At 67.3% G+C, this 25651-nt stretch carries 23 protein-coding genes; all 23 read left to right on the top strand.

Going from position 1 to position 25651, the window contains the following annotated elements:
* Positions 1–16 precede the first annotated feature (16 nt).
* The 23 genes from dapF to QTH90_RS17065 all read left to right on the top strand — a co-directional run bounded on the left by dapF (position 17) and on the right by QTH90_RS17065 (position 25643).
* Positions 17–892, top strand: a complete 876-nt coding sequence (dapF, locus tag QTH90_RS17175; protein WP_286665775.1) for a diaminopimelate epimerase — start codon at positions 17–19, stop codon at positions 890–892.
* Entirely contained in the window at positions 889–1578 is a 690-nt protein-coding gene (locus QTH90_RS17170) for a DUF484 family protein (RefSeq protein WP_286665774.1), read from the top strand. The genes dapF and QTH90_RS17170 overlap by 4 nt, the downstream gene beginning before the upstream one ends.
* Positions 1575–2189, top strand: coding sequence for a YdcF family protein (locus QTH90_RS17165; RefSeq protein ID WP_286665773.1), 615 nt, complete (start codon positions 1575–1577; stop codon positions 2187–2189). The genes QTH90_RS17170 and QTH90_RS17165 overlap by 4 nt, the downstream gene beginning before the upstream one ends.
* A 114-nt stretch (positions 2190–2303) precedes the next feature.
* Positions 2304–3296: a tyrosine recombinase XerC gene (locus QTH90_RS17160; protein ID WP_286666279.1), complete on the top strand. Its 993-nt coding sequence runs from the start codon at positions 2304–2306 to the stop codon at positions 3294–3296.
* Complete coding sequence (locus QTH90_RS17155; RefSeq protein WP_286665772.1) at positions 3293–4495, top strand: class I SAM-dependent rRNA methyltransferase; 1203 nt, start codon at positions 3293–3295, stop codon at positions 4493–4495. Before QTH90_RS17160 ends, QTH90_RS17155 begins: the two co-directional genes overlap by 4 nt.
* An 82-nt stretch (positions 4496–4577) precedes the next feature.
* Complete coding sequence (locus QTH90_RS17150) at positions 4578–5624, top strand: CobW family GTP-binding protein (RefSeq protein ID WP_286665771.1); 1047 nt, start codon at positions 4578–4580, stop codon at positions 5622–5624.
* 489 nt (positions 5625–6113) lie between these two features.
* The gene (gene dksA, locus QTH90_RS17145) at positions 6114–6785 is read left to right on the top strand and encodes an RNA polymerase-binding protein DksA (protein WP_353506619.1); all 672 of its coding nucleotides are present in this window, start codon (positions 6114–6116) and stop codon (positions 6783–6785) included.
* 40 nt (positions 6786–6825) lie between these two features.
* Entirely contained in the window at positions 6826–8388 is a 1563-nt protein-coding gene (locus tag QTH90_RS17140; RefSeq protein ID WP_286665769.1) for an STAS domain-containing protein, read from the top strand.
* A 163-nt stretch (positions 8389–8551) separates the two neighbouring features.
* Complete coding sequence (gene hslV, locus QTH90_RS17135; protein ID WP_286665768.1) at positions 8552–9100, top strand: ATP-dependent protease subunit HslV; 549 nt, start codon at positions 8552–8554, stop codon at positions 9098–9100.
* An 18-nt stretch (positions 9101–9118) separates the two neighbouring features.
* Positions 9119–10441 carry an ATP-dependent protease ATPase subunit HslU gene (gene hslU / locus QTH90_RS17130; protein WP_286665767.1) on the top strand — a complete coding sequence of 441 codons (1323 nt, stop codon included), beginning with the start codon at positions 9119–9121 and terminating at the stop codon, positions 10439–10441.
* A gap of 260 nt (positions 10442–10701) precedes the next feature.
* Positions 10702–11130: a division/cell wall cluster transcriptional repressor MraZ gene (gene mraZ, locus QTH90_RS17125; protein ID WP_286666278.1), complete on the top strand. Its 429-nt coding sequence runs from the start codon at positions 10702–10704 to the stop codon at positions 11128–11130.
* 8 nt (positions 11131–11138) lie between these two features.
* Positions 11139–12065, top strand: coding sequence for a 16S rRNA (cytosine(1402)-N(4))-methyltransferase RsmH (rsmH, locus tag QTH90_RS17120; RefSeq protein WP_286665766.1), 927 nt, complete (start codon positions 11139–11141; stop codon positions 12063–12065).
* A gap of 1 nt (position 12066) precedes the next feature.
* Positions 12067–12408, top strand: coding sequence for a cell division protein FtsL (gene ftsL, locus QTH90_RS17115; protein ID WP_286665765.1), 342 nt, complete (start codon positions 12067–12069; stop codon positions 12406–12408).
* Positions 12408–14162 (top strand): peptidoglycan D,D-transpeptidase FtsI family protein, encoded by a 1755-nt coding sequence (locus QTH90_RS17110; protein ID WP_286665764.1) that lies wholly within the window; start codon positions 12408–12410, stop codon positions 14160–14162. The genes ftsL and QTH90_RS17110 overlap by 1 nt, the downstream gene beginning before the upstream one ends.
* Positions 14162–15667: a UDP-N-acetylmuramoyl-L-alanyl-D-glutamate--2,6-diaminopimelate ligase gene (locus tag QTH90_RS17105; RefSeq protein WP_286665763.1), complete on the top strand. Its 1506-nt coding sequence runs from the start codon at positions 14162–14164 to the stop codon at positions 15665–15667. Before QTH90_RS17110 ends, QTH90_RS17105 begins: the two co-directional genes overlap by 1 nt.
* Positions 15664–17112 (top strand): UDP-N-acetylmuramoyl-tripeptide--D-alanyl-D-alanine ligase, encoded by a 1449-nt coding sequence (locus QTH90_RS17100; RefSeq protein ID WP_286665762.1) that lies wholly within the window; start codon positions 15664–15666, stop codon positions 17110–17112. The genes QTH90_RS17105 and QTH90_RS17100 overlap by 4 nt, the downstream gene beginning before the upstream one ends.
* A gap of 18 nt (positions 17113–17130) precedes the next feature.
* Positions 17131–18309, top strand: a complete 1179-nt coding sequence (gene mraY / locus QTH90_RS17095; protein WP_286665761.1) for a phospho-N-acetylmuramoyl-pentapeptide-transferase — start codon at positions 17131–17133, stop codon at positions 18307–18309.
* Between the two features lie 4 nt (positions 18310–18313).
* Positions 18314–20083, top strand: coding sequence for a UDP-N-acetylmuramoyl-L-alanine--D-glutamate ligase (gene murD / locus QTH90_RS17090; protein ID WP_286665760.1), 1770 nt, complete (start codon positions 18314–18316; stop codon positions 20081–20083).
* Entirely contained in the window at positions 20080–21372 is a 1293-nt protein-coding gene (gene ftsW / locus QTH90_RS17085; protein ID WP_286665759.1) for a putative lipid II flippase FtsW, read from the top strand. The genes murD and ftsW overlap by 4 nt, the downstream gene beginning before the upstream one ends.
* Complete coding sequence (gene murG, locus QTH90_RS17080) at positions 21369–22442, top strand: undecaprenyldiphospho-muramoylpentapeptide beta-N-acetylglucosaminyltransferase (RefSeq protein WP_286665758.1); 1074 nt, start codon at positions 21369–21371, stop codon at positions 22440–22442. Before ftsW ends, murG begins: the two co-directional genes overlap by 4 nt.
* A complete protein-coding gene (gene murC / locus QTH90_RS17075; protein ID WP_286665757.1) occupies positions 22439–23884 on the top strand; it encodes a UDP-N-acetylmuramate--L-alanine ligase in 1446 nt (481 codons plus the stop codon). The genes murG and murC overlap by 4 nt, the downstream gene beginning before the upstream one ends.
* Positions 23881–24864: a D-alanine--D-alanine ligase gene (locus tag QTH90_RS17070; RefSeq protein ID WP_286665756.1), complete on the top strand. Its 984-nt coding sequence runs from the start codon at positions 23881–23883 to the stop codon at positions 24862–24864. The genes murC and QTH90_RS17070 overlap by 4 nt, the downstream gene beginning before the upstream one ends.
* Entirely contained in the window at positions 24861–25643 is a 783-nt protein-coding gene (locus tag QTH90_RS17065) for a cell division protein FtsQ/DivIB (protein ID WP_286665755.1), read from the top strand. The genes QTH90_RS17070 and QTH90_RS17065 overlap by 4 nt, the downstream gene beginning before the upstream one ends.
* The last annotated feature ends 8 nt before the right edge of the window (positions 25644–25651 follow it).

Genomic DNA, 25651 nt, shown 5'->3' with positions numbered 1-25651 from the left:
AGCGGATAATCCCGCGATGCGAATCCGCTTCACCAAGATGCAAGGCGCCGGCAACGACTTCGTCGTGCTGGACGAAACCCGCGGCACGCTCGGCCTGGACACGGCCCAGTACCGCTTCCTGGCCGACCGCCATTTCGGCGTCGGCGCCGACCAGATCCTTACCGTCCGGCCATCGCCGGGCGAGGGCATCGATTTCCAGTACGTCATCCACAACGCCGACGGCGGCGAGGTCGAGCAGTGCGGCAACGGCGCACGCTGCTTCATGCGTTTCGTGCGCGAACGGGGCCTCACGCCCAAGGACGCGGTGCGCGTGCAGACGCTTTCCGGCGTGATCGAGCCGCGCATGGGCGCCGACGGCCGCGTGACGGTCGACATGGGCGCGCCCATCTTCGAGCCTGAACGCGTGCCTTTCGACACGGCCGGCCTCGATCCTCAACCCGAAGGCGCGTGGGAGAAATGGCACCTGGCCATGGGCACCCGCGCCGGTACCGCCATCGTGTCGGTGGCCGTCCTGTCGATGGGCAATCCGCACGCGGTGCAGATCGTCGACGACGTCGACACCGCGCCCGTGGAGACCCAGGGTCCGCTGATCGAGCACCATCCGCGCTTTCCGCAGCGGGTCAATGCCGGCTTCATGCAAGTGGTCGACCGCTCGCACGTGCGCCTGCGGGTCTTCGAGCGCGGCGCCGGCGAAACGCTGGCCTGCGGCACGGGCGCCTGCGCGGCCGTGGTCGCGGGCATCCGGCTGGGCCTGCTCGAACCGCGCGTCGATGTCCAGACGCGCGGCGGGCTGCTCACCATCGAATGGGCAGGCGGCAACTCGCCGGTGCTGATGACCGGGCCCGCCGTCACTGTGTTCGAAGGCGACATCGAGGTGCCGGACCAGCCATGAATCATTACAACCAGAACGCCATGAATCCCATCACCGAAGACGATATCGCCAACTACCTGTCGAACACGCCTGACTTCTTCGAGCGCCACGCGCAGTTGCTGGCGCAGGTGCAGCTCACCAGCCCGCACGGCAATCGTGCCGTGAGCCTGCAGGAGCGCCAGGCCGAGATGCTGCGCGAGAAGATCAAGGCGCTGGAGCACCGCGTGATGGACATGGTGCGCCACGGCACCGAGAACGTGGTTACCGCCGACCGCCTGCAGCGCTGGACGCGCGGGCTCCTGACGACGCGCGACCCACGCTCGCTGCCGACCCAGATTGCAACCCAGCTGCAGTCGCTGTTCCTGGTGCCGCAGACCGCGATCAAGGTCTGGGACTGCGACAGCGCCTACCTGGACGAGTCCTACGCCCAATGGGTCAGCGACGACGTGAAGACCCTGGCGACTTCGTTGACGGCACCTTATTGCGGGCTGAACGCCGGCTTCGAGGCCGCCAACTGGCTGGCCGAGCCGCACGCCGCGGTGTCGATCGCGTTGATCCCGCTGCGGCAGGAAGCCGACGCGCCGGCATTCGGACTGCTGGTTCTCGCGTCGCCCGACGCCCAGCGCTTCAATCCCGAGATGGGCACCGACTTCCTCGAGCGCATCGCCGAACTCGCCTCGGGCGCTCTTTCGCGGCTGCGGTCTTGAGCCCCGCTGTCCGGCGTTCGGTGATCGGCGCGCTGCTGATCCTGCTGCCGGGCTACGCGGCCATCCACGTGATGATCTGGCGGCATGGGCTGCGGCTGCTCGAACATCCGCCGCAGCGCTCTGCCGATGCGGCGCTGGTCCTGGGCAACCGGGCGTACCGCAACGGCAAGCCCAACCCCTGCCTGACCGGCCGCGTCGACGCTGGCATCGCACTGGCGAACGCAGGCCGTGTGCGGGGCCTCGTGTTGAGCGGGGGAATCGACACGGAAGACGGCCGCATCGAGGCCGAGGTGATGGAGCGCCACGCGCGCACATCGGGCTACAAGGGCCCCCTGATCCTCGAGCCGGTGTCGTCCTCGACGCGCGAGAACCTCTCGATGTCGCGCGCGGTGCTGAAGGCCGCGGGCGTCAAGAGCGTGATCATCGTCACGGAGCCCTATCACCTGTGGCGTGCCGAGCGTCTCGCGCGCGCGTCGGGTTTCGACCAGGCGTTCGACGTCCAGTACGCTGCCGCGCCGACTTCGTGCTGGCAGCGCTGGGGCATGGCTTTCAAGGGCGCATTGCGCGAGCCTCTGGCAATCGCGAACAATGCGGCCAATGGGTACTTTTAGTACTCCCCCAGGCTTGCCCACTTCGTGTGGCCGCCTACCCCCTCGCTGGGGGCAATACCGGCGGACCGGCGGAGCCGGATCCGCGGTATTTTTGGAAGGAGCCGTGCGGTGAGTCTGGATTTGGTTGAGCGGTATCTGGAGCATGTTCGGGTGGAACGGCGGCTTGCTGCGCGTACGGTCGAGCTTTATTCCATCCATTTGAAGACGCTGGCCGAAAAGGCTGCCGCGGCGGGGCTGGCGGTCGACAAGGTGCAGACCGTGCACGTTCGGCGCTGGATGGCGCAGTTGCACAGCGCGGGACGGGAGTCGCGGGGCATTGCGCTTGTGCTGTCTTGCTGGCGCAGTTTCTACCGCTGGCTCGGCAACGAGGGGCTGGTGGTGGCGAATCCGGTGCAGGACGTTCATGCGCCGAAGGCAGGGCGGCCATTGCCGAAGGCGCTGGCGGTCGACGAGGCCGTGCAACTGGCCGATCTTCACGACGCGGAGGCCGATCCATGGGCCGAGGCGCGGGATCGGGCGATTGTCGAACTGCTTTACGGCTGCGGCCTGCGGGTTGGCGAGCTGACGGGGCTGGACGCGCGGGCCAGCACCACGGCGCGCGGCTGGGTCGATCTGGATGCCGGCGAAGCCAATGTGCTGGGCAAGGGCAGCAAGCGCCGCATCGTGCCGCTGGGCGCGAAGGCGGCCGAGGCCCTGCGCGCATGGCTCGCCGTGCGGGACGACTGTCCGGCGCTCGGCGCCGCGCGCCTGCGCGATCCGGAAGGCGCGGCCGCGCTCTTCATCGGCCGCAACGGCACGCGCTTCTCGGCGCATTCGGTGTGGACCCAGTTGCGCCGCCGCAGCCTCAAGGCCGGACTGAACGCGCCCGTGCACCCGCACATGCTGCGCCACTCGTTCGCGAGCCACGTGCTGCAGTCCAGCAGCGACCTGCGCGCGGTGCAGGAACTGCTGGGCCATGCCAACATCTCGACCACGCAGGTCTACACACGGCTGGATTTCCAGCATCTCGCCAAAGCCTATGACGCCGCGCACCCGCGCGCGCAGGCACGCGACGAGGCTCCGCCCATCGGCGAGGCCCTCCGCAAGAACAAAAGCAGGTCCCCATGAAGATTCTTCGGCTCCGACCCGGCAAGGAGCGCTCACTGCTGCGGCGCCATCCGTGGATCTTCGAATCCGCGATTGCGAAGGGCGGCGGCGATGCGGGCGAGACGGTGCGCGTCGAGTCCGGCGAGGGCCAGTTTCTCGCCTGGGCCTTCTTCAGCCCGAATTCGAAGATCCGCGCCCGGGCGTGGAGCTTCGAAGAGAAGCAGCGCATCGACGGGGCATTCCTGGCGGCGCGGGTCAAGAGCGCGATCGAGGCGCGAGGACTGTTCGACCTGCACAGCGATGGCGTGCGCCTGATCCATGGCGAGGCGGATGGGTTGCCCGGCCTCATCGTCGATCGCTATGGCGACACGCTGGTGGCGCAGTTTCTCTCGGCCGGGGTCGAGCGCTGGAAGGCGGTGCTGGCCGAGGCCTTGCTGGCGACGACGGGGCTCGAGAAGCTCTATGAGCGGTCCGATGCAAGCGGCCGGGAGCGCGAGGGGTTGAAGCCCGTGGCGGGCTGGCTGCACGGCAGCGGCCCGACTGAAATCACCATCCGTGAGCACGATTGGCGGTTGACGCTCGATGTCGCGACGGGCCACAAGACCGGCTTCTATCTCGACCAGCGCGACAGCCGCCAGCGCTTTGCCGAACTCTCGAAGCATCGCCGCTTCCGGCGCGTGCTGAACTGCTTCTGCTACACGGGCGGCTTCACCGTCGCGGCGCTGGCCGGCCTGAAGGCGGCGGGCGCGGTCGACGGGGCGGAGCTGATCTCCATCGATTCATCGCTGCCCGCGCTGGAGCGGGCCCGTGCCCACTTGGCGCTCAACGGCTTCGAGGGCGCTCGCACGGAGTTCCTCGATGCCGACGTCAATGCCACCCTGCGCCGCTTCGTGGAGGAGGGCCGCACCTTCGACGCCATCGTGCTCGATCCGCCGAAGTTCGCTCCCACGGTGGCGCATGCCGAGCGCGCCGCGCGGGCCTACAAGGACCTCAACCGGCAGGCGTTCAAGCTGCTGGCGCCAGGTGGGCATCTGCTCACTTTCTCGTGCTCCGGTGGAATCGGCGCCGACCTGTTCCACAAGATCGTGGCCTCGGCGGGCATCGACGCCGGCGTCGACGGCTACATCACCGAGCGTCTCGGTGCGGCGCCCGACCATCCGATGACCATCGAGTTTCCCGAGGGCGAGTACTTGAAAGGCCTCGTCGTGGTGCGCAAATAGCGTTTGACCTTGCCACAGCGTGGCCGCGGCGCCATCGCTAAACTTTCCGCCTTTCCCCGAATCCTGATCTCCGGAGCACTCCATGGCCCTCATTCCCGCCACCATCCTCACCGGCTTCCTCGGCTCCGGCAAGACGACCCTGCTCAAGCGCATCCTGAGCGAGGCGCATGGCCAGAAGATCGCGGTGATCGAGAACGAATTCGGCGAGGAGAACATCGACAGCGACATCCTGGTCACCGAGTCGAAGGAGCAGATCGTCCAGATGAGCAACGGTTGCATCTGTTGCACCATCCGCGAGGACCTGCGCGAGGCGCTGCAATTGCTGGCCGCCAAGAAGCGCAAGGGCCTGCTCGATTTCGACCGCGTCGTGATCGAGACCACCGGGCTGGCCGATCCGGGCCCCGTGGCGCAGACTTTCTTCATGGACGACGAGATCGCCGAGAGCTACCTGCTGGACTCGATCCTGACGCTGGTGGACGCCAAGCACGCGCCCCAGCAACTCAACGACCGCCAGGAAGCGCGTCGTCAGGTCGGCTTTGCCGATCAGATCTTCATCAGCAAGAGCGATCTGGTCGCGGCCGACGAGACCGAGGCGCTGATCCACCGCCTGAAGCACATGAACCCGCGCGCCCCGCAGCAGAAGGTGCATTTCGGCGAGGTGCCGCTGAAGGACGTGTTCGACCTGCGCGGCTTCAACCTCAATGCCAAGCTCGACATCGACCCGGATTTCCTCAAGGAAGAAGACGAGCACGACCATGACCACGTGCACGGCGAGCATTGCGACCACCCCTCGCACGCGCATGAAGGCCATGGCCACCACCATCACCATGACGACGACGTCAAGAGCTTCGTCTACCGCGCGGACCGCGCTTTCGACCCGGCCCGCCTGGAGGATTTCCTGGGCGCGATCGTCAATATCTACGGTCCGCGCATGCTGCGCTACAAGGGCGTCCTGCACATGCAGGGCACCGAGCGAAAGGTGATTTTCCAGGGCGTGCACCAACTCATGGGCAGCGATCTCGGGCCCGCCTGGGGGCCCGACGAAAAGCGCGACAGCCGCATGGTGTTCATCGGCATCGACCTGCCGCGCGAGATCCTGGAACAGGGTCTCGACCAGTGTCTCGTCTGATTCCCCGGGCGGCCTGAGTTCTCTATACAATCGCGCGCCTGTTGCGGCGGCCCGCCTCGTTCTTCTTTAAGGACGAAGTGTGACTTACGCCATAGGACTGTGTGCGTTTCTGGGCCGAATTCGGGGGTATAACCCCGGGGTTCGCCATCGGCGAGCACCCTGACAACATGGGCTCCGCGATGCCGACAGGCGACGTGGATTCCATGGGGAAGACACCCATTGAATGTGCGTTCGAGTTCGTCGAAGGAGCCAGTCACTGTGAAGAAGCCTGCCGCCAAAGCCAAGCCCGCGCCGAAACCGGCCGTCAAGAAGACGTCGGTTGCCAAGCAGGCTGTGCCCGCGGCAAAGAAGGTTTCCGCTGCAAAGCCCGTCAAGCCCGCTGTGCCGTCGAAGGCCCCTGCTCCAAGCAAGGCCAAGGCGGTGACTGCGAGTGCCCCGTCATCCAAACCGGCCGGTTCCCATGCCGCGCCACCTGCACCATCGACTCCCATGAAAAAAACGGCTGCCGCCTCTTCTTCCACCACGGCGACACCTCCCACGACCGCCAGCACCACCGCGCCTGCACCCGCACGCGGCGGGCGCGTGTCGCGGCTGTCGCAGTTGACCGTGCCGTCCATGCCGCAATCGGTGGCTTCCACCGCGGCCAAATCAAGCTTCGTGCAGATCACGTCGAACGCGCTGGTGCCACCTCCGCCGGTCGCGGTCAAGAAAGATCCGAAGCTCGCCAACAACTGGAAGGCCAAATCGGCCGAAGAGCTCACGGACGCCGAAGTGATCGCGATGCCGGATTCGGAGTACATGAACGAAAAGCAGATGGCGTTCTTCCGCCTGAAGCTGCAGGAACTCAAGCGCGGCATCCTCGAGAACGCCGGCGAGACGACCGAGCATCTGCGTGAAGACACCGTGGTCGTGCCCGATCCGGCCGACCGCGCCACCATCGAGGAAGAGCACGCGCTCGAACTGCGCACGCGCGACCGCGAACGCAAGCTCCTGAAGAAGATCGAGCAGTCGATCCAGCGCATCGATGCCGGCGACTACGGCTATTGCGACGAAACCGGCGAGCCCATCGGCGTCGGCCGCCTGCTGGCCCGCCCGACCGCCACGCTGTCGCTGGAAGCCCAGCAGCGCCGCGAGCTGAAACAGAAGATGTTCGGAGATTGAATCCGGCATCGACAACACGGGCCCAAGGGAGACACTGAGCATGGCCAAGGAAGAAACCGGTCGCTTGCTGTCCAAAGTGGCGAAGTTCGTGCGCAATCCGCTGAAGGATTGGTCCGAGCTCGACGCCGACGACTCGTCGACCCTCGAGAACGGCTACAGCCGTGAAATGCTCAAGGAGATGATCGAGCGGCGGCAGCGCAACGACTTCGTGCGCCGCCGTGAGTTCGACATGCTGCGCAAGCTGCGGCAACGCGAGGCGGCGGGTGGTCCCGCAGCGACCCCATCCTCCTTCAATGTCAGCAGCACCTCCGGCAAGACCGAGGGGCGGGCGCTCACGCTCAAGAAGATCGACGAGATCGAAGAGCAGATGTCGCAGCAATGGTGGAAGGCGCGCGGCCCCCGCAGCGAGGAGGACGCCGAGGGCGCTCCTGCCGAGGGCGCGCACATGGCCGCGCAGCACGCGCGCGCCTATGCCGACACCGTGCCCGGCGTGCCGCAGGGCGGCGTCCCCGGCCTGCAGGTTCAAGTCCCCGCGCACGACGGTTGCGTCGAGGAAGCGTCGATCCGCTTTGCCCACGGCGATGACGCCGGTGCCGAAGCCATCCTGCTCCAGGCGCTCGCGCCGGACAGCTCGACGAATGACCAGGACGACACGTGGCGCACCTTGCTCGACCTCTACCGCGCGACCGGTGACGCCGAGAAGTTCGTCGCCGCCAGCACGCGCTATGCACAGCGCATGAAGCGCGTGGCGCCCGAATGGGTGTCGTTCCGTGCATTGGCGAACTCGGTCCGCGCGTCGGTCGCGGCCCAGGTCAAGCCGGTCGAACCGGTCGCCGCAGGTGATGCCGACTGGGCGAGCCCGCCGCGCCTCACGCGCGAGGGGTTGATGGGCCTGACGCGCGCGCTCGGCGCCGCCGGCCCCTCCTGGAGGCTCGACTGGAGCGCCCTTGAATCCATCGAGGGTGATGCCGCTGGCCCGCTGCGTGCCTTGTTCACGCATTGGGCGGATTCGACCGTCCAGTTGCGCTTTGCCGCAGCGGACCAGTTGCTGCTGGTGCTCGCCGAAGCCACGCCGGCCAACGACCGCAGCGTCGACGCCGTCTGGTGGCAATTGCACATGGCGGCCTTGCGAGTGATGCATCGAGCCGATGAGTTCGAACTGCTGGCGCTCAACTACTGCATCACCTACGAGGTGTCGCCGCCGCCCTGGGAAGACCCGAAGGGCGACTTCGCCACGCTCGATACCCCCGCCCGGGCCAAGCCGTCCGCCCCCGGCTTCTCGCTCGCGGCCGGTCACGACGAAGCCGAGCCGGCTCCTTTCGCCGGCGCCGGCCAGGCCGTGCTCGCGGGTGATCTCATCGGCGAATCGCTGTCGACCTGGCAGCGTCTCGACGAAGAGCTGACCGGCGAAACGACGCCAACGATCTCGTGCTCGGCCCTCGTCCGCGTCGACTTCGCCGCAGGGGGCTCGCTCCTGAACTGGGTCACCGCCCACCACGCGCGCGGCCACGCCCTCCAGTTCGTCGACGCCCACCGCCTGATCGCCGCCTTCTTCAACGTGGTCGGCATCGCCGACCACGCCGCCATCAAAGTCAAAGACTAGCGCCAAGACGCGGCCACTTCTGTGGCCGCCCCCGCGGCCGCTCGAAATCCCCATCTGGAATACCGCGGAACCGGCTCGGCCGGTCCGCCGGTATTGCCCCCGGCCGGGGGTAGGCGGCCACACGAAGTGGGCAAGCCTGGGGGCGAGCAACAGATAATGCTTTATGGAACAATTTCACGGAACCACCATCATCAGTGTGCGCCGCAAGACCGCTGCGGGCGCCGACCAGGTGGCCATCGGCGGCGATGGCCAGGTCACGCTGGGCAACATCGTCATCAAGGGCAGTGCGCGCAAGGTGCGCCGCCTCTATCACGGCAAGGTGCTCGCCGGCTTTGCAGGCGCCACGGCGGACGCATTCACGCTGTTCGAGCGCTTCGAGGCCAAGCTCGAAAAGCATCAGGGGCACCTGGCCCGCGCCGCCATCGAACTCACCAAGGACTGGCGCACCGACCGCGTCCTGCGCCGCCTCGAGGCCATGCTGGCGGTTGCCGACGTCACCACGTCGCTGATCATCACCGGCAACGGCGACGTGCTGGAGCCCGAGAACGGGATCATCGCGATCGGTTCCGGTGGCGCCTACGCGCAGGCTGCGGCCAAGGCGCTGGTGGACCACACGGAGATGCCGGCCGACCAGATCGTCAAGAAGGCGCTGGAAATCGCGGGCGAACTCTGCATCTACACCAACATGCATCACACCATTGAAACCCTGTGAGACGGATCGAGTGAACCCATGTCCATGACCCCCCAGGAAATCGTCTCCGAACTCGACCGCCACATCGTCGGCCAGCCGGACGCCAAGCGCGCCGTGGCCATCGCGCTGCGCAACCGCTGGCGCCGCCAGCAGGTCGAGGAAAAGCTGCGTGCGGAGATCACGCCCAAGAACATCCTCATGATCGGCCCCACCGGCGTGGGCAAGACCGAGATCGCTCGCCGGCTGGCGCGCCTGGCCGACGCGCCTTTCATCAAGGTCGAGGCGACCAAGTTCACCGAGGTGGGCTATGTCGGCAAGGACGTCGATTCGATCGTTCGCGACCTGGCCGAGATCGCCGTCAAGCAGACGCGCGAGGCCGAAAGCGCCAAGGTCCGCATGCGGGCCGAGGATGGCGCGGAGGAACGCATCCTCGACGTGCTGCTGCCGCCGGCCCGCACGGCCGATGGCTCGGCCACCGACAGCAGCAATGCCACGCGGCAGGCCTTCCGCAAGAAGCTGCGCCAGCACGAACTCGACGACAAGGAGATCGAGATCGATCTCGCCGACACGCGCACGCCGCTCGAGATCATGGGCCCGGCCGGCATGGAGGAAATGACCGAGCAGCTGCGCGGCATGTTCGGCCAGCTCGGGCAGGGCAAGCGCAAGACGCGCAAGCTCAAGATCGCCGAGGCCATGCGCCTGCTGATCGACGAGGAAGCCGCCAAGCTGGTCAACGAGGACGAGATCCGCAGCCAGGCCATCCACAACGCCGAGCAGAACGGCATCGTCTTCATCGACGAGATCGACAAGGTCGCCACGCGCAGCGAGGCGCAGGGCGCCGACGTGTCGCGCCAGGGTGTCCAGCGCGACCTGCTCCCGCTGGTCGAGGGCACGGCCGTGAGCACGAAGTACGGCGTGGTCCGCACCGATCACATCCTCTTCATCGCGAGTGGCGCATTCCACCTGAGCAAGCCGAGTGACCTGATTCCCGAATTGCAGGGGCGCTTTCCGATCCGTGTCGAGTTGCAGTCGCTGTCGGTCGCCGACTTCGAAAGCATCCTCACGCAGACGCAGGCATCGCTGGTCAAGCAGTACCAGGCGCTGCTCGCCACGGAGGGTGTGACGCTGGAGTTCACGCCAGACGGCATCACGCGGCTCGCGAGCATCGCCTTCGACGTCAACGAGCGCACCGAGAACATCGGCGCGCGCCGCTTGTCGACGGTCATGGAGCGTCTGCTCGACGAAGTGAGCTTCGACGCGACCAAGCTGGGCGGCCAGGCGGTGCACATCGATGCGGCCTACGTGGATGCGCGGCTGGCGGCACTAAGTCACGACGAAGACCTTTCCAGATTCATCCTCTGATGTAGGCCCTCGCTTACCGGTGGTTCACGCATCACATTCATTGCGTGAGCTAAGTGCTTCATTTGCAACGGGATTCGGTTTTTGGTGGTTGCAAAAACACCGCTAAGTCGTTGATTCCATTACAAAAAATTCCCGCAGCACACCGTTGCGCAGTAGACGTTTCCTGCTACAGTGCAAAAAAGTGCAGTTAAGTGGGAAAAAGTGTCGAGCGATGCCTCATTCGGGTTCGCGACGCCTCCCACCACCGGGGTCTCGTGTTCGTGTTTCAAGGCGCTTCATCGCTCAGTCTCGATGCCAAAGGTCGGCTCTCCGTGCCGACCCGGCATCGTGACGTCCTGAGCGCGACGGCGGCCGGCCAGCTCACGATCACCAAGCATCCCCACGGCTGCCTGATGGTGTTCCCGCGTCCCGAGTGGGAGAAATTTCGCGAGCGCATCGCGGCACTTCCCATGTCTGCACAGTGGTGGAAGCGCGTCTTCCTCGGCAACGCGATGGACGTCGAGATGGACGGCACCGGCCGCGTGCTCGTGTCCCCTGAGCTGCGCACCGCCGCCGGCATCAGCCGCGACGCGTTGCTGCTCGGAATGGGCAACCATTTCGAGCTGTGGGACAAGGCCACCTACGACGCCAAGGAAGCAGAAGCCACGCAAGGCGAAATGCCTGACGTGTTCCAGGACTTTTCGTTCTGAGGCCCGACGTGGAACAGCCATGGATTCATACGACCGTCTTGTTGAACGAAGCGGTGGATGCCCTCTTTCCGGAAGGATCGGACGTCACCGGCACCTACGTGGACGCGACCTTCGGGCGCGGCGGCCACAGCCGCGCGATCCTGGAGAGGCTGGGGCCGTCCGGCCGGCTGATCGCGTTCGACAAGGACGCGGAAGCGGTGGCCGAAGCAACGCGCATCGAGGATGCGCGTTTTTCCATCCGCCACCAGGGATTCAAGGACCTGGGGGAATTGCCGCCAGCGAGTGTGTCAGGTCTCCTGATGGACCTCGGTGTCAGCTCTCCCCAGATCGACAACCCCGCACGGGGTTTTTCTTTTCGTTTCGACGGCCCGCTCGACATGCGCATGGACACCACGCGCGGCGAGAGCGTGGCCGAGTGGCTGGCGACGGCCGAAACACAGCAGATTGCGGAGGTGATTCGTGACTATGGCGAAGAACGGTTTGCTGTTCAGATTGCAAAGGCGATTGTTGCTCGCCGACAAGAACGGGGCCCAGTTTCAACCACCGCCGAGCTGGCCGAGCTCGTGGCTGGCACGGTCAAAACCCGCGAGCCGGGCCAGAACCCTGCAACGCGCACATTTCAGGCTCTTCGGATTTTCATCAACGCCGAGCTTGAAGAGCTGCAACAGGCGCTAGAAGCGAGTCTGTCCGTGTTGCAACCCCAAGGCCGTCTCGCGGTGATCAGCTTCCATTCGCTGGAAGATCGCATCGTGAAGCAGTTCATCGCGAAGCATTCGCGCGAGGTCTACGACCGCCGCGCGCCTTTTGCCGCGCCGAAAGCGATGAAACTGCGTGCCCTGGGGCGCATCAAGCCCTCGCAGGCCGAGGTGGATGGCAACCCGCGCTCGCGCAGCGCGATCCTGCGCGTGGCCGAGCGCACGGCGGAGGAGGGCTGACATGGCTCGCCTCAACCTGCTCCTGCTGATCGCCGTGCTGGGCTCGGCGATCTATCTCGTCCATACGCAGTACATGTCGCGCCAGCTCTATACCGAGCTGCACCGCATCGAGCTGGAGGCGCGTCGCCTCGAACTCGACCAGGATCGGCTGCAGGTCGAGAAGCGCGCGCAGGCGACGCCGCTGCGCGTCGAGAAGCTGGCCAAGGAGCAGCTCAAGATGCGCACGACCACGCCGGCCATCACGCAGTACGTGCGGCAGGACGGCACCGTGATTCCGGCCGTCGCCGCGCCGCCGCCGGCCGCGCCCGCACCGCGCACTGCTTCGACACGGGGGGCGCACTGATGACCCGCCGCAGCCGCAGCGTCCAGTACACGACCAGCCCATTGCTCGCCAGCAAGACCCCGGTCTGGCGCAGCAAGTTCATCGTCGCCGGCATCGCGCTCGGTTTCGGCGTGCTGGCCGCCCGCGCGGCGTATGTGCAGGTGATCGGCAACGATTTCTTCCAGCGCCAGGGCGAGGTGCGCTTCACCCGCACGCTGGAGCTGCCGGCCAATCGCGGCCGCATCCTCGACCGCAACGGGCTCTTGCTGGCCTCGAGCGTCGTCGCGCCGAGCATCTGGGCGATCCCGGAAGACGTCGAACGCGACGACCCGGAGGTCAAGACCAAGCTGAAGCAGGTCGCGAAGCTGCTGGGCATGCCGCAGAAGGATTTCGACAAGAAGCTGGAAGACGAGGACAAGACCTTTGTCTGGATCAAGCGCCAGGTCGATGAGCCCATCGCCAAGCAGATCGCCGCGCTCAACATCAAGGGCATCTACCAGCGCAAGGAATACAAGCGCCAGTACCCGGAGGGCGAGGCCGCCGCGCACGTGGTGGGCTTCACCAATGTCGAGGACAACGGCCAGGAGGGCATCGAGCTCGCGTTCAACAAGGATCTGGCGGGCAAGGCCGGTTCGCGCCGCGTGATCAAGGACCGGCTGGGCCGCGTCGTCGAGGGCGTCGGCGAGCAGGTGCCGCCGGTCGATGGCAAGGACATCCAGCTCAGCGTGGACAGCAAGGTGCAGTTCTTCGCCTACCAGAAGCTGCGCGACGCCGTGACGATGCACAAGGCCAAGGCCGGCAGCGTGGTGGTGCTCGACGCCATCACCGGCGAGGTGCTGGCGCTGGCCAACTATCCGAGCTACGTTCCCGACAAGCGCCAGAACCTCACGGGCGAGCAGCTTCGCAACCGTGCGATGACCGACGTCTTCGAGCCCGGCTCGACGATGAAGCCGATCACCGTCGGCATCGCGCTCGAGGCCGGCCGCATCAAGCCGCAGACCGTGATCGATACCTCGCCGGGCCGCTACAGCCTGGGCGGCTTCACCATCAGCGACACCCACAACTACGGTTCGCTGACGGTCGAAGGGGTGATCCAGAAGTCGAGCAACATCGGCGCGCTGAAGATCGCCCAGAAGATGACGCCGCACGAGATGTGGGACACCTACACGGCGCTGGGCTACGGCCAGAAGCCCCAGATCCAGTTTCCGGGGGCGGTCACGGGCCGCCTGCGTCCGTGGAAGTCGTGGAAGCCGGTCGAGCAGGCGACCATGGCCTACGGCTACGGCCTGTCGGCATCGCTGTTCCAGATGGCGCATTCGTACACGGCCTTCGCGCACGACGGCGACGTCATTGCGGCAACCATCCTCAAGAGCAGCGAGCCGGCGGTGGGCGTGAAGGTCTTTTCCGCCCAGAACGCGCTGGCTGTGCGCAAGATGCTGCAGATGGCGGCCGGCCCGGGCGGCACGGGTCCGCTCGCGCAGACCATCGGCTACTCGGTGGGCGGCAAGTCCGGCACGGCGCACAAGCAGGTCGGCAGGGGCTACGCCAGCAAGCAATACCGCTCTTGGTTCACGGGCATGGCACCGATCGAGAAGCCGCGCATCATCGTGGCGGTCATGATCGACGAGCCGAGCAACGGCTCGTATTTCGGCGGCATCGTGGCCGCGCCTGTGTTCAGCGAGGTCGTGCAACAGACGCTGCGCATGATGAACGTACCGCCCGATCTGGCGGTGAAACCCCTGGTCGTGACCAAGGGCGTGGAAGAGAGCTTCTGATGACGACGACGCTTCGCAGCCCCGACGAAGCCGCACGCTGGCTCCGGTCCCGCGTGCGCGGGGTGCTGCATGCCGACAGCCGCGCCGTCGGTGCGGGCGACGGATTCATCGCGTGGCCCGGCGCCGCGACGGACGGCCGGCGCTACGTGGCGTCCGCGCTGGCGCAAGGCGCCGTGGCTTGCCTGGTCGAGGAAGAGGGCAGTGCGGCATTCGGTTTCGAGGGCGAGGCGATTGCCGCGTACCCCGGCCTGAAGGCTGCGACGGGACCGATCGCAGCGGCCTATTACGACATGCCGTCGGCGCAACTCGACGTGCTCGCCGTCACCGGCACCAACGGCAAGACTTCCACCGCATGGTGGCTGGCACAGGCCCTGTCGTCGGCGGCGGCGCATTCGGTCGATACGCCCTGCGCCGTCGTGGGTACGCTGGGTGTCGGCGTACCGCCTGAACTCACCTACACCGGCCTGACCACGCCCGATCCCGTGCTGTTGCAGCGCGAACTGCGCGGCTTCGCGGACCGCCGCTTCCGTGCCTGCGCCATCGAAGCCTCGTCGATCGGCATCGTGGAGCGCCGGCTCGATGGCACCCGCATCGCTGTCGCGGTGTTCACCAATTTCACGCAGGACCACCTGGACTATCACGGCAGCATGGATGCCTATTGGCAAGCCAAGGCCGAGCTCTTCCGGTGGCCGGGTCTGCGCGCGGCCGTCGTCAACATCGACGACGTGCATGGTGCCTCGCTCGTGGGCAATCTCGTCGAGACCGGCGTCGGCGCGCTCGACATCTGGACCGTGTCGGCCGAAGGCGCCCCGGCACGGCTCCGGGCCGAGGACATCGGCTACGACGCGCAAGGCCTCCATTTCTCGGTCGTGGAGCAGGGCGCCACGACCCAGCACCTGAAGACGCAACTGATCGGCCAGTACAACGTCGCGAACCTGCTGGGCGTGCTCGGCACCCTGCGCGCGCTCGGCCTGTCGCTAGAAGACGCGGTGCAGGCGTGCGCGGGGCTCGACAGCGTGCCGGGCCGCATGGAGCGCCTGAGCGTGCCCGGCCATCCGCTGGCCGTCGTCGACTACGCCCACACCCCGGACGCATTGGACAAGGCGCTCGCCGGCCTGCGGCCATTGGCGCAGCAGCGTGGCGGCGAACTGTGGTGCATGTTCGGCTGCGGGGGCGATCGCGACAACGCCAAGCGCCCCATGATGGCCGCGGTGGCGGAGGCCCAGGCCGACCGCGTGGTCGTCACCAGCGACAACCCGCGCAGCGAGAAGCCCGCGGCGATCATCAGCCAGATCCTGCTGGGCCTGGCACGGCCCGAGGCCGCCCAGGTCGAGCCCGACCGCGCAAAGGCGATCGCCGACACGCTGGCCCAGGCCCGTCCCGAAGACGTGGTGTTGCTGGCCGGGCGCGGCCACGAGGCCTGGCAGGAAATCGCGGGCGAACGCATCGCTTTCTCGGACCGCGCGCATGCCATCGATGCACTGACACGGAGGAGCGCAGCATGACCGATGCCATCGCATCCGTGCCCATGATGACGCTCGGCCAGGCCCAGGCGTGGATCCCCGGCGCGCGCCTCGTCGGTGACGCCGCGACGCCGATCTTCCGTGTGCACACCGACACGCGCACCCTCGCGTCAGGCGATCTTTTCGTCGCGCTCAAGGGCGAGCGTTTCGACGCGAACGACTTCCTGGCCGATGCGCGCTCGCGCGGCGCGGTGGCGGCTATCGCCCATCGCGGACTCGAAGCCGCCGGCCTCGCCGGGCTCGAAGTGCCGGACACCCTGGTCGCGCTCGGCGCGCTGGCTTCCGGCTGGCGCTCCCAGTTCGAACTGCCCTTGATCGCCGTCACCGGCAGCAACGGCAAGACGACCGTGACGCAGATGATCGCGTCGATCTTGCGCACGGCCTGCGGCGAGGGTGCGCTCGCGACGGCCGGCAACTTCAACAATGAGATCGGCGTGCCGCTGACCTTGCTGCGCCTGCGTGCACGGCACCAGCGTTCCGTGGTCGAGCTGGGCATGAACCACCCGGGCGAAATCGCCCGGCTGGCGGCGATCGCGCGGCCCACCATCGCGCTGGTCAACAACGCGCAGCGCGAGCACCAGGAATTCATGGCCACGGTCGAGGCCGTGGCGCGCGAGAACGCCTCCGTCTTCTCCGCGCTGCCGACCGATGCGACGGCCGTGTTCCCCTACGGCGACGAATTCACGCCGCTGTGGAACGAGATCGCGCACGAAGGCGCGACCCGCCGCTGCCTGACCTTCGGCGACGACCCCGATGCCGATATCGCGCTGGTGACGGCGGACTGGCAGCACGGCGCGTGGCAGTTCGAGGCGCGCACGCCCCTGGGCGAGGTGCGCAGCACGCTGCGCATCGCCGGCCGCCACAACGTGGTCAATGCGCTGGCGGCGATCGCCTGTTCGCTGGCGAGCGGCGTATCGCTCGACAAGATCGCCGAGGGGCTGGCCGCGTTCGAGCCGGTCAAGGGGCGCTCGAAGGCCAGCGAGCTCCGCTTTGCCGGCGGTCGCACGATCACGCTGGTCGACGACACCTACAACGCGAACCCGGATTCCATGCGCGCCGCCATCGACGTGCTCGCCAGCCTGCCCGGCCCGCGCGTGCTGGTGCTCGGCGACATGGGCGAGGTCGGCGACCAGGGGCCGCAGTTCCATGCCGAGGTCGGCGCCTGGGCGCGCGAGCGCGGCATCGAGACCGTCTTCGCGCTCGGCAAGGAATCGGTGCACAGCATTGCTGCCTTCGCAGGCGCGATCAACGCCGATGCCCGCCACTTCGACGAGATCGATGCCCTCAATGCGGCCGTGCTCGCGCAATTGCCGGGCACCGCGAGCGTGCTGGTCAAGGGATCGCGCTTCATGCAGATGGAGCGTGTGGTCCAGGCCGTTGCCGCTGCATCACAACAACAAGACAAGGGGGCCGGTCATGCCGCATGAGCCGCGCCCATTCACATCATGCTGATGACCCTCGCCCAATGGCTGCAGACGGTCTCGCCGGAGTTCGGTTTCCTGCGCGTCTTTCAATACCTCACCTTCCGCGCGCTGATGGCGTCGCTGACCGCGCTGCTGCTCGGTCTGGCGGCCGGGCCCTATGTGATCCGCCGCCTCACCGCGCTCAAGATCGGCCAGCAGGTGCGCAGCTACGGCATGGAGACCCACCTGACCAAGAGCGGCACGCCCACCATGGGCGGCGTGCTCGTGCTGTTCTCGATCGCCTTCTCGACGCTGCTGTGGTTCGACCTGTCGAACCGCTTCGTGTGGATCGTGCTGTGGGTCACGCTGGGCTTCGGCGCGATCGGCTGGGTCGATGACTGGCGCAAGGTGGTCCGCAAGGACCCCGAAGGCATGCGCTCGCGCGAGAAGTATTTCTGGCAGTCGGTGGTGGGCCTGGTGGCGGGCTTCTACCTGCTCTTCAGCATTTCCGAGAGCTCCAACTGGCGCGTGCTCGAACTCTTCTTCACCTGGATGCGCTCGGGCTTCGACCTGGACTTCCCGCCCAAGATCAACCTGCTGGTGCCTTTCTTCAAGGAAGTGAGCTACCCGCTCGGCGGCATCGGCTTCGTGATCCTGACCTACCTGGTGATCGTCGGCGCGAGCAATGCGGTGAACCTTACCGACGGGCTGGACGGCCTGGCGATCATGCCGGTCGTGATGGTCGGCTCCGCCCTCGGCGTGTTCGCGTACGTCACGGGCAGCGCGGTGTATTCGCGCTACCTGCTCTTCCCCCACATTCCGGGTTCGGGCGAACTGCTGGTGTTCTGCTCGGCCATGGCCGGCGCGGGCCTCGCGTTCCTGTGGTTCAACACGCATCCGGCCCAGGTGTTCATGGGCGACGTGGGCGCGCTCGCGCTCGGCGGCGCACTCGGCACCATCGCTGTCATCGTGCGGCAGGAGATCGTGTTCTTCGTGATGGGCGGCATCTTCGTGGTCGAGGCGATCTCGGTGATGGCACAGGTCACCTACTTCAAATACACCAAGAAGCGCTTCGGCGAAGGGCGGCGCGTGCTCAAGATGGCACCGCTGCACCACCACTTCGAGAAGAGCGGCTGGCGCGAGACGCAGGTCGTCGTGCGCTTCTGGATCATCACGATGCTGCTGTGCCTCGTGGGCCTTTCCACCTTGAAGCTGCGTTAAGACGATGCGGCATCTCAAAGACCTCCACGTTCTCATCCTGGGCCTCGGTGCGTCCGGGCTGGCGATGGCGCGCTGGTGCGCGCGCCATGGCGCGAAGGTCACGGTGGCCGACACGCGCGAAGCGCCGCCTCAATTGGCGACGCTGCGCGACGAGTTGCCCGACGCAGTGTTCGTCGGTGGACCGTTCTCGGCGGCGCTGGTGGAAGGTACGCCGATCCGTGCCGTGTACCGCTCGCCGGGCCTGTCTCCGGAATCGACGGCTGCGGTGGTCGATGCGGCCAAGGCGGTGGGCCTGCCGGTGGGTGGCGAACTGGATCTGTTTGCACGCGCGCTGGCGGACTTGAGCATCGTCGAGGTCGCGGAGACGGCTGAGATCGCCGAACCCGTCGAACCCGTCGACGCCGCGAATGCGGTCGAGGCAGCTGCGGAGCCACCGGCGCCGGAACCGGCCGAGGCATTGCCGACGGAATCATCGGCTACCTCTGTCGAGGTTGCCGACGAGACTCCCGAAGCCTTCGAGCCCGTCACACCCCCTGACGATGACGACGACTCCTTCGCCCCGGTCCCCGAAGTCGTCGTCCCACCGCCGGAGCCCAAGGGCTACACCCCGGCGGTCCTGGCGATCACCGGCACCAATGGCAAGACCACGGTCACCTCGCTCACGGGCCAGTTGGTGGAGCGCGCCGGCAAGACGGTTGCGGTCGCCGGCAACATCGGCCCGACCTTGCTCGACACGCTGTCGGCCCGCATGGACGCCGAGACACTGCCGGACGTCTGGGTGCTGGAGTTGTCCAGCTTCCAGCTCGACCGCGTCGAAGGCTTCGAGCCCACGGCGGCCACGGTGCTGAACCTGTCGCAGGACCACCTCGACTGGCACGGCGACATGGCTGCCTATGCGGCGGCCAAGGCCCGCGTCTTCGGCAAGAAGGGCACGATGGTGCTCAATCGCGACGACGAAGCGGTCATGGCCATGCGGCCCGCGTCGGTCAAGCTGCCCAAGGGCCAGGTGGCACGTACCGTCATCACCTTCGGCGCGGACATGCCGAAGCGCCCCGGCGACTACGGCATCGAACGCCTCAACGGCATGGCCTGGCTCGTCCGCGCGCTGGAAGCCGACGAGACGCAGAAGCGCAAGCGCGGCGCGGCCGTCGAAGAGGAAGAGATCTTCTTCCAGCGCCTGATGCCCGCCGATGCCTTGCGCATCCGCGGCCGGCACAACGCGCTCAATGCGCTGGCGGCGCTGGCGCTCGCCGCCGCGGCGGGATGCCAACTGGCACCGATGCTCTATGGGCTGCGTGAGTACCGCGGCGAGCCGCACCGCGTCGAGCCGGTGGCGATCGTGGAGGAAGTCGAGTACTTCGACGACAGCAAGGGCACCAACGTCGGCGCGACGGTCGCGGCGCTGATCGGTCTTGGCGAGGAACGCAGGGTCGTCGTGATCCTGGGCGGCGAGGGCAAGGGCCAGGACTTCGCGCCGTTGGCTGCGCCGGTTCGCCAGTACGCCCGCGCCGTCGTGCTCATCGGTCGCGATGCGCCGCTGATCGAGGCCGCGCTCGCGTCTACCGGCATCTCGATGCAGTCCGCTGCGTCCTTGCCCGAAGCCGTGACCATGGCCGCCGGCCGCGCGCATCCCGGCGACGCCGTGCTGCTGTCGCCGGCCTGCGCGAGCTTCGACATGTTCAAGGACTACGCCCATCGCGCCGCAGTCTTCTGCGAGGCCGTCGACGCGCTCGTCGATGCGCCGCGCGGCGACGACATGGGGGAGGCCGCATGACCGCGTCTGCAGCCGCAACCCCGAACAAGTCCGGCCGCTTCAGCGGCTGGTTCAGCCGCGCCAAGAGCGGCATCGACGCACTGCCCATGCACCTGCCGGTGCGCCTCGGCAACGCAGGCATGACGCAGACCAAGGCGGCGCCCGTGCGCGTGCTCGGCTTCGACCAGGCGCTGGTCTGGGTCACGGTGGCGCTGCTGGCGTGGGGGCTGGTGATGGTGTATTCCGCATCCATCGCGCTGCCCGACAACCCGCGCTTCGCGCGCGCCGGCTACAGCCCGACCTTCTTCCTCACACGGCACGCGGCTTCGCTTGTGATCGCCTTCGTGGCGGGCCTGCTGACCTTCCAGGTCCCGATGAAAACCTGGGAGCGCATCGCACCCTGGCTCTTCGTGGCTTCGCTGCTGCTGCTGGTGGCGGTGCTCATTCCGCACATCGGCATCAACGTCAACGGCGCTCGCCGCTGGCTGCCGCTGGGCTTCATGCGCTTCCAGCCCTCCGAGCTGGCCAAGCTCGCGATGATCTTCTATGCCGCCAGCTACATGGTGCGCAAGATGGAGATCAAGGAGCGCTTCTTCCGCGCCGTGCTGCCGATGGGCGTCGCGGTCGTGGTGGTCGGCATGCTGGTGATGGCCGAGCCCGACATGGGTGCCTTCATGGTGATCGCGGTCATCGCGATGGGCATCCTCTTCCTGGGCGGCGTCAACGCCCGCATGTTCTTCGTGATCGCCACGCTGGTGGTCGTTGCCTTCGGCACCATCGTGGCGACGAGCCCATGGCGACGCGAGCGGATCTTTGCGTACCTCGACCCCTGGAGCGAGGAGCACGCGCTCGGCAAGGGCTACCAGCTCTCGCATTCGCTGATCGCCATCGGACGTGGGGAGATCTTCGGCGTCGGCCTCGGCGGCAGCGTCGAAAAGCTGCACTGGCTGCCCGAAGCGCACACCGACTTCCTGCTCGCCGTGATCGGCGAGGAATTCGGCCTGATCGGCGTGCTGCTCGCCATCGGCCTGTTCCTTTGGCTCACGCGGCGCGTCATGCACATCGGCCGCCAGGCGATCGCGCTCGACCGCGTGTTCTCCGGCCTGGTCGCGCAGGGCGTCGGCATCTGGATCGGCTTCCAGACTTTCATCAACATGGGCGTGAACCTGGGCGCGTTGCCGACCAAGGGCCTGACGCTGCCGCTGATGAGCTTCGGCGGCTCCGCCATCCTGATGAACGTGATCGCGTTGGCCGTGGTGCTGCGCATCGACTACGAGAACCGGGTTCTCATGCGCGGAGGCCGCGTATGACCCGGACCGCACTCGTCATGGCCGGCGGCACCGGGGGGCATATCTTCCCGGGCCTCGCCGTGGCCGAGGCCCTGCGCGAGCGCGGCTGGCGCGTGCACTGGCTCGGCGCGCCCGGCAGCATGGAGCAGCAGCTCGTGCCGCCGCGCGGCTTCGCCTTCGAGCCGGTGCAGTTCGGCGGCGTGCGCGGCAAGGGGCCGGTCACGCTGGCGCTGCTGCCCATGCGCCTGCTGCGCGCCTTCTGGCAGAGCATCGGCGTCGTGCGCCGCGTGCGGCCCGACGTCGTCGTCGGGCTCGGGGGCTACATCACCTTTCCGGGCGGCATGATGAGCGTGCTGCTCGGCAAGCCGCTGGTGCTGCACGAGCAGAACTCGGTGGCGGGCCTCGTCAACAAGGTGCTCGCGGGTGTGGCCGACCGGGTCTTCACCGCATTCCCCAACGTGCTCAAGAAAGGGCAGTGGGTCGGCAATCCGTTGCGCGCCGCGTTCACTTCGCAGCCCGATCCGGCGACACGCTTTGCGAATCGCACCGGCCCGCTGCAATTGCTCGTGGTGGGCGGCAGCCTCGGTGCGAAGGCGCTCAATGCCGTGGTGCCGAAGGCGCTGGCCCTGATCGCGCCGGCACAACGCCCCCGTGTCACGCACCAGAGCGGCGCCAAGCAGATCGACGAACTCCGGGCCAACTACGAGGCCGCAGGCGTCGAAGGCGAACTGACGCCTTTCATTGAAGACACCGCCCGCGCATACGCCGAAGCCGACCTGATCGTCGCTCGCGCCGGCGCGAGCACCGTCACCGAAATCGCGGCCGTCGGCGCAGCAGCGCTGTTCGTGCCTTTCCCCTCCGCTGTGGACGATCACCAGACGACCAACGCCCGCTTCCTTGTCGACGCGGGCGGCGGCTGGCTCGTTCAACAGACTGAACTCACACCTGAATTGTTGGCCGACTTGCTACAGAAAACCGGGCGCCCTGCGCTCATGGAACGGGCCTCGAAGGCCAAGACGATGCAGAAAACCGAAGCGGTCGACCTGGTCGTCCGCGCCTGCGAGGAACTCGCCAACGGAGGCCGCTCATGAAGCACGCGATCCGTCACATCCATTTCGTCGGCGTCGGCGGCTCGGGCATGAGCGGCATTGCCGAAGTGCTGCTCAACCTCGGCTACAAGATCTCGGGCTCGGACCTTGCCGACAGCGCAACGCTGCGCCGCCTCGCCGGTCTCGGTATCACGACCTGCGTGGGCCACGACGCGGCGAACATCGCCGGCGCGGACGCGGTCGTCACCTCGACCGCGGTGCAGTCCGACAACCCCGAAGTGGTCGCGGCGCGCGAGAAGCGCATCCCCGTGGTGCCGCGCGCATTGATGCTGGCGGAGCTGATGCGCCTCAAGCAGGGGATCGCGATTGCCGGCACGCACGGCAAGACCACGACGACGAGCCTGGTCGCGAGCGTGCTCGCGGCCGCCGGGCTCGATCCGACCTTCGTGATCGGCGGGCGCCTCAACAGCGCGGGCGCCAATGCGCAGCTCGGCAGCGGCGACTACATCGTGGTCGAGGCCGACGAGTCGGACGCCTCGTTCCTGAACCTGCTGCCTGTGATGGCAGTGGTCACGAACATCGACGCTGACCACATGGAGACCTACGGGCACGATTTCGCGAAGCTCAAGAAGGCCTTCGTCGATTTCCTGCATCGCATGCCCTTCTACGGCGTCGCGATCCTGTGCACCGACGATCCCGCCGTGCGCGAGATCGTGACGGAGGTGTCGTGCCCCGTGACGAGCTACGGCTTCGGCGAGGACGCCCAGGTGCGTGCGGTCAATGTGCGCGCCGTGGGTTCGCAAATGCACTTCACCGCGCAGCGCCGCAACGGCGTGACGCTGCCGGACCTGGACATCGTGCTGAACCTGCCGGGCGAGCACAACGTGCGCAATGCGCTGTCGGTGATTGCGGTGGCGGTCGAGCTTGGCGTGCCCGACGAAGCAGTGCAGCGCGGCCTCGCCGACTTCAAGGGCGTGGGCCGGCGCTTCCAGCGCTATGGCGAGGTCCCGTCGCACGACGCGGGCAGCTTCACGCTGATCGACGACTACGGCCATCACCCGGTCGAGATGGCGGCCACCATCGCCGCCGCGCGCGGGGCTTTCCCGGGCCGGCGCCTGATGCTGGCCTTCCAGCCGCACCGCTTCACGCGCACGCGGGATTGCTTCGAGGACTTCGTGAAGGTCATCGGGCAGGCCGATGCAGTGCTGCTGGGCGAGGTCTACGCGGCCGGCGAAGCGCCCATCGTGGCGGCGGACGGCCGCTCGCTGGCGCGCGCGCTGCGGGTGGCGGGCAAGGTCGAGCCCGTGTTCGTCGACGAGGTCGCCGCAATGCCGCGGGCGATCCTGGACAACGCGCGCGCCGGCGATGTCGTGATCTGCATGGGCGCGGGCTCGATCGGCGCCGTGCCCGCGAAAGTGGTTGAACTGGGTGGCGAGGTGCCCCCGAAATCAGAGCGCCTGACGCGCGAAGGGAGGGCGCTGTGAGCCTCGTGGATCCCAAGGGCTTCGGCAAGGTCGCCGTCCTGTTTGGCGGCAGCTCGGCCGAGCGCGAGATATCCATCATGTCCGGCACGGGCGTGCTCGAGGCGCTGCGCTCGCGCGGCGTCGATGCGCATGCCTTCGACCCGGCGGAGCGCGAGCTGAGCGATCTCAAGCGCGAGGGCTTCGCACGCTGCTTCGTCGTGCTGCACGGCCGCCATGGCGAAGATGGCACGGTGCAGGGTGCGCTCGAACTGCTCGGCATTCCGTACACCGGCTCCGGCGTGATGGCGTCGAGCGTGGCAATGGACAAGGTCATGACCAAGCGCATCTGGCACGCCGACGGCCTGCCGACGCCGCGCTACGTGCGACTGGCCTTCGACCAGCAAAGCCGCGAGCACATCAACGCCGTCCCCGACGTGCTGGGCCTGCCGCTGATCGTGAAGCCGCCGCGCGAGGGCTCGTCCATCGGCGTGACCAAGGTGGTCGGCTACTCCCAGATGCAGGACGCCGTCTCGCTGGCCGTCCGCTACGACGCCGATGTGCTCTGCGAGGAGTTCATCGAGGGCGAGGAAGTCACCTGCGCGGTGCTGGGCAGCGGCCTGGACGCCGTCGCGCTGCCGGTGGTGCGCATCGCCGCACCCGAAGGCGCGTACGACTACCAGAACAAGTACTTCACCGACGATGTCAAGTACCACTGCCCGAGCGGTCTCCCGGCCGACGAGGAGCATGAGATCCGCCGCATCTCGCTGGCCGCCTACCACCAGCTCGGCTGCCGCGGCTGGGGCCGCGCCGACCTGATGATCCGCGCCAGCGACCGCAAGCCTTTCCTGCTGGAGATGAACACCTCCCCGGGCATGACCTCGCACTCGCTGGTGCCCATGTCGGCGCGCGCCGCTGGCATCGGCTACGAGGAGCTGTGCCTGCGCGTGCTCGCCACCGCGACGCTGGACTCCGGCTCGGAACCGAAAGAGGCCAGCCCGTGAGCGACAGCATCCCCGTGCCCTTCGACGTCAAGCTGATGAACGTGACCGCGACGCTGGTGTTCGCGCTGTTCGCGTGCACGCTGCTGGCGGCGGGCGCATGGTGGGTGCTGCGCCAACCGTTCTTTCCGCTCGCCGGCATCAAGGTCGACGGCGAGGTCACGCACAACAACGTGGTCACGTTGCGTGCCAACGTCGCGCCGCAGCTGGCGGGCAATTTCTTCACGGTCGACCTAGCGCGTGCACGCACTGCCTTCGAGTCGGTGCCCTGGGTGCGCAAGGCGGTCGTGCGCCGCGAGTTCCCGAACAAGCTGCGCGCCACGCTGACCGAGCATGTGCCGGTTGCGCACTGGGGCGACGAAGCGGGCTCGAAGCTCATCAACGGCTTCGGCGAAGTCTTCGAGGCCAATGTGGCGGAGGTGGACGACCGCCTGCCGCGCCTCGACGGGCCGGCCGAACAGGCGGGGCAGGTGCTGGGGATGTACAGGGTGCTGGCGCCGCTGTTCCAGCCCTACGACCTGTCGATCGAAGAGTTGAGCCTGTCGAGCCGCGGCAGCTGGCGGGCGGTGCTCGATTCGGGCGCCGTCATCGAATTGGGACGCGGGCAGGGCGACGAGGTCGCTGCCCGCACGCAGCGTTTTCTGAAGACCGTGACCCCGGTGGCGAGCCAGTACGGACGCACGGTCGCAGCGGTCGAGGGTGCCGACTTGCGGCACAACGAGGGTTATGCGCTGCGGCTGCGCGGCGTCACCACGGTCGTTGCCGACCCCAAGAAGAAATAGCGATTAGA

Origin of the sequence: Variovorax flavidus (assembly GCF_030317145.1) — a bacterium.
Classification (GTDB): domain Bacteria; phylum Pseudomonadota; class Gammaproteobacteria; order Burkholderiales; family Burkholderiaceae_C; genus Variovorax; species Variovorax flavidus.
Note: the sequence above shows the minus strand (reverse complement) of the source record. Positions and strands in the feature narration are given on the sequence as shown.